This window comes from Chitinophaga cymbidii (genome assembly GCF_007992715.1).
In the GTDB taxonomy this organism is placed as follows: Bacteria; Bacteroidota; Bacteroidia; order Chitinophagales; family Chitinophagaceae; genus Chitinophaga; species Chitinophaga cymbidii.
This window is the reverse complement of record NZ_BKAU01000001.1, coordinates 1,434,016-1,446,492: the sequence shown is the minus strand read 5'-3', so window position 1 is coordinate 1,446,492 and position 12,477 is coordinate 1,434,016. Positions and strand designations below refer to the sequence as shown.

Genomic DNA, 12,477 nt, shown 5'->3' with positions numbered 1-12,477 from the left:
TACTTTTACATCGTAATCACAAACAATTTTTTTAAACACAAAACCAGATAAAACTTTTCCGCCATGAAAAAAATTATCGCCATTCTTACCCTCGTTGCTGTATTTGCCAGCAGCGCCGCTTTCGCCAGAGACAAGTCTGTCAGCAACAAAAAAGTGATGGACGCATTTAACAAGGAATTTGCAGGAGCAGAAGACGTATCCTGGTACAGCACCAAGGATAAATATGTTGCCAAGTTTACCATAAAGGCATCCAAGGTAACCGCTCACTTCGATGGTGAAGGAAACCTGCTCGCAACTTCCCGTTATATCACAGACAGCGAACTGCCGCTGAGCGTGATCACCAAGTTAATGAAGAAGTTCCCTGACCAGAAGATCCATAACGTAGTGGAATACGATGCAAACGATAATACCACTTACGTGATCACCCTGGAAAGTGAAACACACTGGACCGTGCTGAAAGCACAACCCTCCGGTTATGTTACCACCCTCAAGAAATTGCAAAAAGCGTAGCTCACAGTCACCCAAATCGGTTTTAGTTTTAGTTTAATCAGTCATAACCGTTCCGTTTATCACGGAACGGTTTTTTTATGTCTTTATCTTACCTTTGCGGCTTAAACGCAAGCAAAATATTGTACTGTTATGAATAAAGGACCGATCTCACAGTTTATCCAGCACCATTACCGTCACTTTAACGCGGCCGCCCTGGTGGATGCTGCAAAGGGGTATGAAACGCACCTGCTGGAAGGCGGTAAAATGATGGTTACGCTCGCGGGGGCCATGAGTACGGCTGAGCTGGGTATTTCCTTCGCGGAAATGATCCGTCAGGGGAAAGTGGACATCATCTCCTGCACCGGCGCCAACCTGGAGGAAGACATCATGAACCTGGTGGCGCATACGCATTACAAGCGCGTGCCGCACTACCGCGATCTGAGCCCCCAGGACGAATGGGAACTGCTGGAAGGCGGCTTTAACCGTGTAACAGATACCTGCATCCCCGAGGAAGAAGCTTTCCGCCGCATACAGCAGCATATTTTCAAGATATGGAAAGATGCGGAGAGCAAGGGCGAACGCTACTTCCCGCATGAATATATGTACAAGCTGCTGCTGAGCGGCGTGATGAAAGAGCATTACGAGATCGATCCGAAGAACAGCTGGATGATCGCCGCGGCGGAAAGGAATATTCCCATTGTAGTACCAGGCTGGGAAGACAGCACCATGGGTAACATCTTTGCTTCCTACTGCATCAAGGGCGAGCTGAAGGCCGCTACCATGAAGAGCGGCATCGAATACATGGTGGAGCTGAGCGACTGGTACCGGAAGAATTCTTCCGGCAAGGGCGTGGGCTTTTTCCAGATCGGCGGCGGTATTGCCGGTGATTTCCCCATTTGCGTGGTGCCCATGATGTACCAGGACCTGGAATGGCATGATGTTCCTTTCTGGAGCTACTTCTGCCAGATCTCCGATTCCACCACCTCTTACGGTTCCTATTCCGGCGCTGTTCCCAATGAGAAGATCACCTGGGGCAAGCTGGACATCAATACGCCCAAGTTCATCGTAGAGTCAGATGCAACCATTGTTGCGCCGCTGATCTTCGCTTACCTGCTGGGCTGGTAATTCATTTCCGGAAGCTGGCTCCGGCCAGCTTCTTTTTTTGACTTGTAAACATTACAACCCCTTTAATCAACCCCAAACATTCTCCCATGCCTGTTTTAACAATTCTTTGCCAAATTATATATTGGTAATTAAAATATTTGTTTATATTTGCTTTTCAGTAAGATTATGCATGTCATATTTTTAAGTTCTTTCAAATTCCGCTATAATTTCTTTTGGCAGTTTCAAAACACTTCGTACATTTGACCCGCAAAGTCAAAAAGTCAAAGCATTTTTTATAGTTCTTCATGGCTGAACAGGATCAAAAAAGGGAAGTGATACTGGAGGTTGCGCTGAAACGTTTTTCGCGCTATGGTCTTGCCAAGACCACCATGGGGGAGATCGCGAAGGACCTTGACTTGTCGAAGGGCTCTTTGTATTACTATTTTCCGGATAAGGACCGCATTTATGTGGCGGTGATCGAAAAGATCGTTGCACAGTGTTTTGCGGATGTCAGCGACTACCTGGAAGGGCCGGTAACGGTGCAGCAGGTGATGGACCGGTACCTGGCGCTGAAGGAAAAGATCCTGCAGGATTATCATTTTCTCTTCGGCATTCACGAATGGGTGCGGGAAAAGCCGGGGAACCTGATGCGTCAGGTGGGAGAGCTGGTACAGCGTGCGGAGATCTGTTTTTTATCTGCCTGGATACGCAAGGGGATTGCGAACGGGGAGATAGCAGCGAAGCATGATCCGGAAAAGACGGCCGAGATGCTGGTGCATGTGTTGTTTGGTTTGTGGGTGATCTGGTGCAAATGGCAGGCTACAGGTTTTGAACTTCATCATACAGAAAATATAAAAGAATTTATGAACCGTGAAAGAATGGTACTGACCATATTTTTTAACGGCTTACGGTAAACCATCATTCAGCCAATTTCTTCTTCCCCAATTTGCTTTGCTTGTATGTAGAAACATAAACAGCAGAATCAATTATTGAAATAATCACAAAAATTAAATTGTACGACAGATGAAAAAAATGATCGTTTTGGCCGTAATGGGCCTGTTTGGAACTCAGTTTGCAAAAGCACAGGTTGCTAAGGGTGATTTTTTGGTGGGTGGTAACGTTGGTGTTTATAACAGAACCGACAAGCCGGACGGCTCTGATGACAAAGAAACAACTACTGCATTTGGCATCAGCCCCAAAGTTGGTTATGCAATTAGCGACAAATGGATGGTAGGTGTTTTTGCGACCACGTCTTTCGGTACTCACAAAGAAGAAGTTGCCGGAGTAGAAACTAAAGATCAAACTACCTCTATTGCTCCCGGTATCTTTGTTCGGAATTACCACAACCTGGGCAGCTCCAAATTTGCATTCTTTGGTGAGGCGAATGTTTCTTACGAATTTGGCCAGCAAAAAACAGACGGCACAAAGACCAGTTCCTTCAATACTATTAATGCTAACGTATTACCGGGGATCGCGTATTTCGTGACAAAAAGCTTCGTTCTGGAAGGTACCTTTGGCGGTATTATGTATGCAAACACCGTTAATAAAGCAGAGCCTTCAGGTGCCAAATTCAAAACAAGCGAATTCGGTCTGTCCTTTACAGATCAGTTTACGTTAGGCGTAAGCTTCCTGTTCTAATCTAACTATTAGATTTTTTTCAAAAGCATTGCTGCATGAGCGGCAATGCTTTTTTTGTTTTTGTTGACTTTGGCAGAGTTTTGGCAATACTATCCCTGTAAAACAACCTATCGATGAAAAACAACAGGATTATATTATCGTGTTTGCTGGCGACAGCTGTTTTGCTTGGCAGTTGCACCGTTTACCATGATTCGCAGGGCAACCGGATACCTCCGGGCCAGGCGAAGAAAATATACGGCACCAAATCCGCCAAGCCATTTGCGCCGGGCCAGCAAAAGAAACATCATTAAAAGATTTGTGTATGAAAAGGATCTGGAGCGCATCTGCCATCGTTAGTGCCATGTTGATCATCGGCGCCAGCTGCGCCGCGCCACGACTGCCGCCGCGGCCTCCGAAACCACCCAAGCCTCCGCGTCCGCCACACGGACCGAATGCCATGGAACAACAGCAGACCATCACTGAAATGACCATAGCATACCCACATAAATAAAGATTGAAGGTAGAGGTGCATTTTTTAGCCATGTGAAGTAAAGAAGCCCCGGTCATTGACCGGGGCTTCTTTCATGATAGCGGGTTGAAAAAATATCCTTCAATAACCTCGAGCGGCATCAGCTGAAAACAAAACGGCCCCGGCAATTCAATGCCGGGGCCGTTCTTATTAATACTATATAAACTACCTGTTCATCGTGATCAGGAATTCTTCGTTGTTGCGTGTGCCTCTCATGTGCTGTAACATGAAGTTCATGGTTTCTTCCGTATTCATGTCCGCCAGGTGATTGCGCAGGATGTAGATGCGTTGCAGCATTTCTTTTTCCAGTAGCAGATCGTCGCGGCGGGTAGAGGACGCGGTAACGTCGATCGCGGGGAAGATGCGGCGGTTGGCCAGCCTGCGGTCCAACGCCAGTTCCATGTTACCGGTACCCTTGAATTCTTCGAAGATCACCTCGTCCATTTTAGAACCGGTGTCTATCAGTGCGGTAGCGAGGATGGTGAGTGAGCCGCCGTTTTCTATTTTACGGGCGGCGCCGAAGAACTGTTTGGGTTTTTGCATGGCGTTGGCTTCCACACCACCGCTCAATACCTTGCCGGAAGCGGGTGCTACGGTGTTGTGGGCGCGTGCGAGACGGGTAATGGAATCCAGCAGGATCACCACGTCATGTCCGCATTCCACCAGGCGTTTGGCCTTTTGCAGCGCGATGGCGGACACCTTCACGTGTTTTTCCGCGGGCTCGTCAAACGTGGAAGCGATCACTTCCGCTTTTACGCTGCGTTCCATATCGGTCACCTCTTCCGGGCGCTCGTCGATCAGCACCACCATCAGGTAGATCTCCGGGTGGTTGGTGGCGATAGCGTTGGCTACTTCTTTCAGCAACATCGTTTTACCCACTTTAGGCTGCGCCACGATCAGGCCACGCTGGCCTTTACCGATCGGGGTGAACATGTCCATGATGCGGGTGGAGTAGTTGTTGGAAGTAGTGGTCAGCGTCAGCTTTTCGAAAGGGAACAGCGGCGTCAGGTAATCGAAAGGTACGCGGTCGCGCACTTCTTCGGGGGACTTGCCGTTGATGGTTTCCACTTTCAGCAGCGCAAAATATTTTTCCCCTTCTTTCGGCGGGCGCACGGAACCGCGCACGGTATCGCCGGTTTTCAGGCCGAACAGCTTGATCTGTGAAGGAGATACATAAATATCATCGGGAGAGCTGAGATAGTTGTAATCGGAAGAGCGGAGGAAGCCATAGCCGTCCGGCATCATTTCCAGTACGCCTTCGCTGAGGATCACACCATCGAACTCTATATTGAACACGGGTTCTTTTTTCGGGTATTTATGCCCGCCCTGCTGTTGTTTTGCGGGCGCCGGCACAGGTTCCTGCACGGTCACAAAATCATCCTCTTCCGCCAGCTCTTCTTCCGGCAATGCAGCTTCCTCTTCTTCTTCTTCATCGGATAATGCCGGTAATACAATATCGTCGTCATCGTCAAAGGTCAGTGAAGGAATGTCCAGGTCAATATCCAGCTTGCGTTTCTGCGGAGCTGCAGCGGCTGCCGGTGCTGGCTTCGGTTTTTCTTTTTCTTCTTCTTCTTGCTTGGATGTTTTGCTGGTGGCGGGTTTGCGTCCTTTTTTTGCGGCAGGTTTTTCTTCGGATGCTGGTTGTTCTTCTTTTGCGGCTGGGGTTGTGCTCTCTTCTTTTTTTGCCGCCGGTTTTCGTTTTCGTGTTTTCTTTTCGTCGCCTCCCTGCTGCTCTTCTGATGCTATTATCGCCTGTTTATCGAGTATTTTGTAGATCAGTGATTGCTTGTCAAGTTTCTTTGGATTCGAAATTTCCAGCTTTTCTGCAATATCAAGCAGTTCAGGAACGAGCATGTCGTTCAGTTGTAAGATGTCGTACATCATCTGCGTTTGTCAAATTTTAGAAGTGTCGTAAGGTGGGTACCACTGCATACCAACATACACCAATTAATAAATAATTGTTTTGAGTCAATAATAAAGCTTTGATCATTAAATTGATAGGGATCACTTTGAGTTAAGGACTGCTGATGAAGGTGGTAAATTGGAACTTAATCAGACAGATTATAAATACAAGATTAAAACAAGTTTTATTATTCTCCAAATAAATATTGACTGCCTATGGCCGATGTATATAAATTTAACAGAATGTTTGTATCCCTCTACCCGTAACGGTTACCTCCATTCTATTACAAATCGCAGGCCATTTTTGAAAGCCGGCGGGGCCCGAAAATCACCCCTCCCGGCATCGGGATAAAACATTATTTTTGCAACTCATTATAAAATTTATTATTGATATGAGCCAACGAGTGAAGATCAAAGCGATCTTGTCCAGCGAAAAAACAAACTATCAAGCAACGGTAAAGGGATGGGTCCGCACCTTCCGCAATAACCAGTTTATAGCATTGAACGACGGCTCTACCAATAATAATCTGCAGGTGGTGGTAAGCGAGCAGGACATGGACCCCGCCGAATTCAAGCGGATCACCCGCGGCGCCGCTATCAGCGTTACCGGTGAAATCATCCCCTCCCTCGGCAAAGGGCAGAAGCTCGAAATGAAAGCCGCCAGCCTGGAAATACTGGGTGACTGCGATGCGGAAGCCTACCCCATCCAGCCGCAAAAGCAAAGCCTGGAGTTCCTGCGGGAGATCGCGCACCTGCGCTTCCGCACCAACACCTTCGGCGCGGTTTTCCGTCTCCGCCACTCCCTCGCATTTGCCGTGCACCAGTTCTTTAATGAAAAAGGATTCGTATACCTCCATACCCCTATCATCACCGCTTCCGATGCGGAAGGCGCCGGCGAAATGTTCCGTGTGACCACGCTGGACCTGGAGAAGCTGCCGCGTAATATCGACGGGGACATCGATTTCAAAGAAGATTTCTTTGGACGTTCCACCAACCTCACCGTATCCGGCCAGCTGGAAGGCGAACTGGGCGCCATGGCGTTCGGAGACATCTATACGTTCGGCCCCACTTTCCGCGCCGAAAATTCCAACACCGCCCGCCATCTCGCGGAATTCTGGATGATAGAACCGGAAATGGCTTTCTACGATCTGAAGGATAATATGGACCTCGCCGAGGAATTCATTAAATATGTGATCGGCTATGCCCTGCAGCATAACCGGGAAGACCTGGAGTTCCTCGCACAACGCCTGGCGGACGAGGAAAAGCAAAAGCCGCAGCAGGAACGCAGTGAAATGGGATTGATAGAAAAGCTGGAATTTGTGCTGAACAACCAGTTTGAACGTATCACTTACACAGAAGCGATCGACATCCTGAAGAACAGCAAACCCAACAAGAACAAGAAGTTCCAGTACATCGTGGAAGAATGGGGCACCGACCTGCAAAGCGAACATGAACGCTACCTCGTGGAGAAACATTTTAAAAAGCCGGTGATCCTGACGGACTATCCGGCCGCTATCAAATCTTTCTACATGAAACGCAACGACGACGGCAAAACGGTGCGGGCGATGGACATCCTGTTCCCCGGCATCGGCGAGATCGTGGGTGGCTCACAACGGGAAGAGAACTATGACAAGCTGGTGGAGCGCATGGAGTCCATGCACGTGCCCGTGGAAGAGCTAAGCTGGTACCTGGATACCCGCCGCTTCGGTACGGCGCCGCACGCAGGCTTCGGGCTCGGGTTTGAACGCCTCGTGCTGTTCGTCAGCGGCATGACCAATATCCGCGACGTGATCCCCTTCCCGCGTACACCGAAGAACGCGGAGTTTTAAACCGGTTTTTAACTTATACCAGCGGCAGCCACCCAAAGGGTTGCCGCTTTTTTTTGCAGACCAGCGGGGCCGCATACTGACGTGGCCTTTTTTTTGAGCGCACATTCCGCCGTGCCTTCCGCATACTGATGTATGCCATCTTTTTTTTAGCGCATATTCCGCCCTGCCGTTCGTAGCGAATGAAACGCTTTTATGGAAACCGCCCGCTCCCGCATCTCTTTAGCATTGAGCAAAACACTTGTAATAAAGTGTGTGTGTTATTACCGGCAACGGGTTTCGCACCCGTTGCCGGCTAATTCAAAAAAAACAGACCTATGGCAGAAATGAACACACAAGCTGAAAGCGGCCGCCAGCGCGGCGGCAGGCGCAGCAAAAAATTATCAACGCGGGTAGACATGACGCCGATGGTGGACCTCGGCTTCCTCCTGATCACCTTTTTTATGCTCACCACTACCATGAGCAAACCCCGCTCCCTTTCCCTGATCATGCCGGCGGACGGGCCACCGATGCCGGTTGGGGCCAGTAAATCCCTTACCCTCCTGGTCGGCGCCAACAACACTATTTCCTGGTACGACGGGCAGGGCCAGGACCCCGCCGCCCCGCCGGAAGTTCATCCAAGCAGCTTCTCACCCGCCAGCGGCATCGGTGAGGTGATCCGCGCCAAGCAACAGAAAATGGCGCAGCTGTACGGGGATGCGGACCAGCTGGTAGTGTCCATCAAAGCCAGCCACGGCGCGCAATACCGCAATGTGGTAGATGCGCTGGACGAGATGAAGATCAACCGCGTGGCGCGTTTCGCGCTGGTGGATATTTCAGCGGTGGAAGAAGAGATGATCGGGGAATAGCCTTATCTTTATAGTATTCCAAAACAAATACTATATGGCTACCGTTAACACCATTCCATCCGTTGACCTGGCGGACTTCACCTCCGGCGACCCCGCCCGCAAAGCGGCTTTCGTGCAGCAACTGGGAAAAGCTTATGAAGATGTCGGATTCGTAGCCGTCAGGAACCACGGCATCTCCGACGAACTGATCGCCGATCTGTACCGGTACGTACAGGAGTTTTTCAAATTGCCTTCCGATACAAAGCGCAGCTACGAGATACCGGAACTGGCCGGCCAGCGCGGGTACACATCTTTCGGAAAGGAGCATGCCAAAGGCTTCGACGCGCCGGACCTGAAAGAGTTCTTCCAGTTCGGGCAGTCGGTAGAAGACAATGATCCCGTTAAAGCGGAATACCCGGACAATGTGCAGGTGAAAGAAGTGCCGGCATTCACGCCTACTTTCTTTAAAGCCTACCGCGGGTTCGAGAAGGCCGGCCGCGCCTTGCTGCAGGCCATTGCTTTATATCTCGGGCTGGATGAACATTATTTTGACGGCAGGATACATAACGGTAATTCCATCCTGCGCGCCATTCATTACCCGCCTATTACACAGGAACCGGAATCAGCCATTCGCGCGGAACAGCATGAGGACATCAATCTTATTACCCTGCTGGTCGGCGCATCAGCGGATGGTTTGCAGATACTGGACAAACAGGGGAACTGGGTGCCGGTAACCTCGCTGCCGGAACAGATCGTTGTAAACGTGGGCGACATGCTGCAAAGGCTCACGAACAACCGGCTTAAATCCACCACGCACCGCGTAGTGAATCCGCCGCGCGAGCTGTGGGGAACGTCCCGGTTCTCGATCCCCTTTTTCCTTCACCCGAAATCCGATATGGACCTCACCTGCCTCAGCAGCTGCGTGAATGAAAAACATCCCGCGGAATACGCGCCCATCACCGCCGGAGCGTACCTGGACGAGCGTTTGCGGGAAATCGGACTAAAGAAATAATTACATTCTACTGGTGGCAGTGCTTCGTGTAGTCAGCAGCGTTATTGCTTCCTGCGGGGAGATGTCCTGCCCGGTGAACAGCTTCGAAAAGTAATCCACCATGGCCGGTGTGAGGCGGTATTCGTTGTAGGGGAAGTTCATGAAGTAGCTGTGCTGAAAGCCGGCCATGTCGTGAAAGTTAATGTAGACGGCATTTTCCGCGCGTTGCCGCTTTGTGATCTTTTCTCCCAGCTGCCGCTTCATGGTCAGGAGGTGCGCGCCTTTCAGCTGCAGATCGGTAGCATTATAATGTACGTATATCTGTTTGGCAAACTTTATTTTTTCCAGCCATTCACTGTGCCTTTTCATGGGCACGCAGGCGGCGTTGAGCACCAGGTTGTCGATGAACGGCGTTGTGTTAATGCTGCTGATGTCATGTTCTTCCACCATTTTTTCGAGGATGATATTACCCATACTGTGGTAGAATGTGGAAAGCTTCCGGCCGCTGATCCAATCCGCGTTGTTAACGCGCGCCCGTTGGAATTCTTTCAGCAGGGAAAGGTACTGGGCGGCGGAGCCGCGGGCGTTCCCGCGGGCAAAGCGGAAGTTCTTCGCGGGCTTGTAGGTGGAGTTGATGCTGGCATAGTCGAACATCACCACATGCACGTTATACTGCGCGCTCATCAGCCGGGCCCTTTCTACGTTGGCCGTAAAGGTCTTTCCCATGCCTTCCGCGTATACAACAATGTCTTTCCGGCCGGGCAGGCTTTTCATGGCCTCGCCAAGCGTAGCGGCTTTATAGACCTTCCATTGGCCTTCCTGTTTTTGCAGGAAGAAATATTTAAGCGCGGCCGTGTCCAGCGATTCGTCCACGAAGCGAAGGCTGTCCGTCATCACATGGCGGTTGCTGACGAACACCAGGCAGGTGTCGCTGACAGGTTCAGGACTGGTTTCGGGGGATTGAAGGGCGAAGGTAGACCAACGGGCGGTGCTGTTGTAACCGGTGGATTGGGCCTGCGTGTGCATAAAGCCGGCCAGCAGCAGAATTGCCAGTAAGGATCGTTTCATCTGTATTGATTATGAGTTTGAGGCCATGTTATCTTTAACGGCTAAACGAACCGTTTTGTTCTTCGCCTGATAGGGAAGTGCAAGTTCTATGCCTCAAATAGCGGGTTATTGGGGCCGCAATTTGAAAAATTCACTATTTTACCGCAAATTCCGGCAGCTATATCCAGATCGATAGTGTTTTTACGTCACATTTCATTTCTGAAGGCCGTATTGTTGCACAGCTTCACCGCCTTTGGGGGGCCCCAGGGCCACCTGGCGATGATGATGAAAACGTTTGTGCAACAGCGGAAAGACGTTACGGAGCAGGAACTGATGGAGTACAATGCCTTCTGCCAGTTGTTGCCCGGCGCCTCATCTTCCCAGACATTGACCCTCATTGGGTACAAGCGGGGCGGGCTGCCGCTCGCTATTGCCACGCTCGCTATCTGGATCACCCCTGCCTGCCTGCTGATGGGCTCCCTCAGTTTCCTGCTGCAGTATTTTGACAAACGCGCGCTGGAAGTGGACATCTTCAAATACGTACAGCCGATGGCCGTTGGGTTCCTGGCTTACGGGGGCATCAAAGCCTGCAAGGTGAGCATCCGCAACATGGCCACCGTAGTGATCATGCTGGTGGCGATGCTGACGGCTTTCTTCGTCAAATCTCCCTGGACCTTTCCCGCGCTCATCATCCTCGGCGGCATTATCTCCAATTTCAGCGACAAGCGCATCCCGGACATTGAAGGGAAACGCAAAAAGATACAATGGAGCAACCTCTGGCTGTTCGCGCTGATCTTCCTGGTGGCGGGCCTGCTTTCCGAACTGGCGCGTACGAATGACTGGATCATGCGGCGGCCCTTCAACCTGTTCGAAAACTTTTACCGTTTCGGCAGCCTTGTGTTTGGCGGGGGCGACATCCTGATAGCGATGTTGCTGGAACAGTACGTGACCCGCAGCAAATCACAGTTCATGACCGCGGAGGAATTACTGACCGGCGCAGGGATCATGCGCGCGCTGCCCGGTCCCACTTTTTCGCTGGCTGCTTTTGTAGGGGGGATGGTGATGCGGAACCTGGGCACGGGGTACCAGTTCCTCGGCTGCATACTGGCGCCTGTGGCGATCTTCCTGCCAAGCATGCTGCTCGTGCTGTTCTTCTTCCCGATATGGAACAACCTCAAAAAACATGTGATCATCTACCGCGCGCTGGAAGGCATCAATGCGGTGGTGGTGGGCATCATGTGGTCGGCTACCTTTATCCTCTTCCTGTCCGTCAACCCGGAATGGTACAACCTCCTCATTATGGCCGGTACCTTATGCCTGCTTTATTTCTCGAAAGTGCCGTCGCCATTCATCGTAATTGCCTGTATATTGCTGGGGTGGTGGCTCTAGGTCAGCCTTGCTTCCAGATATTGACCAGCTCGCGTTTGCGGCGGTCTGTTACGTCCAGCACAATATCTCCTTTCAGATGCAGCTTGTTCTGCTCCTGGTCTATCCGCTGGATATGGGGCACCTGCACCATCTGGTGATTCGTGGTCTGGTAAAAGCGCATGTTCGCGAACAGTTCCGTGTAATAGCGGAAGGGGCGGCGCGAAGCCATCACTTTACCATCCGGCAGGTAGAAAACAGTTTTCTCCGTATAGCCTTCCAGGTAGTAAATGTCGTCAATGGAGATCACGGCCTCCGGCCCTTCGGAAGACGGCAGCACGAGCTGGCGCACATCGCTTTCGGGCTTGCCGAAGTTGGACAGCAAAACTTCATAACGTTCATGCTGCTGTTGCTGCCCGATGCGTTTCATCACGGTGCCTACGGCCTGCAGCAGGCTTTCCTTGTCGATCGGTTTCAGGATCAGCTCTACTTCGCTGAGCCGGATGGTGTGCAGGAAACGTTTTTCAAAAGCAGTTACGAAGATGGCTTCAAAAGATGCGTCGTATGCGCCGGCGAGCACGTCAAATCCTGTGCCGTCGGGCATTTCGAGGTCGAGGAAAACCAGTTGGGGTTTGTGGCGGCGGATCTGCTCAATGCCTTCCCGGCAGTTGGCGGCGGTGCCTACCGCTTCGATCTCGGGGCAATACTTGCCCAGCATCAGCGAGATAATATCCCTGCTGTTCCGTTCATCGTCTATGATAATTGCGCGGATCATATGGT

At 50.9% G+C, this 12,477-nt stretch carries 12 protein-coding genes; 9 read left to right on the top strand and 3 right to left on the bottom strand.

Annotated features, from left to right (window positions below):
• Positions 1-63 precede the first annotated feature (63 nt).
• From CCY01nite_RS05735 to CCY01nite_RS26570, 5 genes are all read left to right on the top strand, one after another.
• The gene (locus CCY01nite_RS05735) at positions 64-510 is read left to right on the top strand and encodes a PepSY-like domain-containing protein (RefSeq protein ID WP_146858648.1); all 447 of its coding nucleotides are present in this window, start codon (positions 64-66) and stop codon (positions 508-510) included.
• A 129-nt stretch (positions 511-639) separates the two neighbouring features.
• Positions 640-1,614, top strand: coding sequence for a deoxyhypusine synthase family protein (locus CCY01nite_RS05730; RefSeq protein ID WP_146858647.1), 975 nt, complete (start codon positions 640-642; stop codon positions 1,612-1,614).
• Between the two features lie 284 nt (positions 1,615-1,898).
• Positions 1,899-2,507 (top strand): TetR/AcrR family transcriptional regulator, encoded by a 609-nt coding sequence (locus CCY01nite_RS05725; RefSeq protein WP_146858645.1) that lies wholly within the window; start codon positions 1,899-1,901, stop codon positions 2,505-2,507.
• 109 nt (positions 2,508-2,616) lie between these two features.
• Entirely contained in the window at positions 2,617-3,231 is a 615-nt protein-coding gene (locus CCY01nite_RS05720; protein WP_146858643.1) for an outer membrane beta-barrel protein, read from the top strand.
• Between the two features lie 113 nt (positions 3,232-3,344).
• Complete coding sequence (locus CCY01nite_RS26570; protein ID WP_186830921.1) at positions 3,345-3,521, top strand: hypothetical protein; 177 nt, start codon at positions 3,345-3,347, stop codon at positions 3,519-3,521.
• Between the two features lie 383 nt (positions 3,522-3,904).
• On the opposite strand, the gene rho is transcribed toward CCY01nite_RS26570, so the two are convergent.
• Positions 3,905-5,620, bottom strand: coding sequence for a transcription termination factor Rho (rho, locus tag CCY01nite_RS05715; protein WP_146860888.1), 1,716 nt, complete (start codon positions 5,618-5,620; stop codon positions 3,905-3,907).
• A gap of 413 nt (positions 5,621-6,033) precedes the next feature.
• Between rho and asnS the strand changes: the two genes are divergently transcribed.
• From asnS to CCY01nite_RS05700, 3 genes are all read left to right on the top strand, one after another.
• Positions 6,034-7,470 (top strand): asparagine--tRNA ligase, encoded by a 1,437-nt coding sequence (gene asnS, locus CCY01nite_RS05710; protein WP_146858641.1) that lies wholly within the window; start codon positions 6,034-6,036, stop codon positions 7,468-7,470.
• Between the two features lie 314 nt (positions 7,471-7,784).
• The gene (locus CCY01nite_RS05705; RefSeq protein WP_146858639.1) at positions 7,785-8,315 is read left to right on the top strand and encodes an ExbD/TolR family protein; all 531 of its coding nucleotides are present in this window, start codon (positions 7,785-7,787) and stop codon (positions 8,313-8,315) included.
• A 34-nt stretch (positions 8,316-8,349) separates the two neighbouring features.
• Positions 8,350-9,306, top strand: coding sequence for an isopenicillin N synthase family dioxygenase (locus CCY01nite_RS05700; RefSeq protein WP_146858637.1), 957 nt, complete (start codon positions 8,350-8,352; stop codon positions 9,304-9,306).
• Here CCY01nite_RS05700 and CCY01nite_RS05695 read toward each other — a convergent pair whose 3' ends face one another.
• Positions 9,307-10,353, bottom strand: a complete 1,047-nt coding sequence (locus tag CCY01nite_RS05695; protein ID WP_146858635.1) for an alpha/beta hydrolase — start codon at positions 10,351-10,353, stop codon at positions 9,307-9,309.
• Between the two features lie 174 nt (positions 10,354-10,527).
• Here CCY01nite_RS05695 and chrA point away from each other — a divergent pair, with 174 nt between their 5' ends.
• Positions 10,528-11,721, top strand: a complete 1,194-nt coding sequence (chrA, locus tag CCY01nite_RS05690) for a chromate efflux transporter (RefSeq protein WP_146858633.1) — start codon at positions 10,528-10,530, stop codon at positions 11,719-11,721.
• Position 11,722: 1 nt separating this feature from the next.
• Here chrA and CCY01nite_RS05685 read toward each other — a convergent pair whose 3' ends face one another.
• Positions 11,723-12,472: a LytR/AlgR family response regulator transcription factor gene (locus CCY01nite_RS05685; RefSeq protein WP_146858632.1), complete on the bottom strand. Its 750-nt coding sequence runs from the start codon at positions 12,470-12,472 to the stop codon at positions 11,723-11,725.
• Between the last annotated feature and the right edge of the window lie 5 nt (positions 12,473-12,477).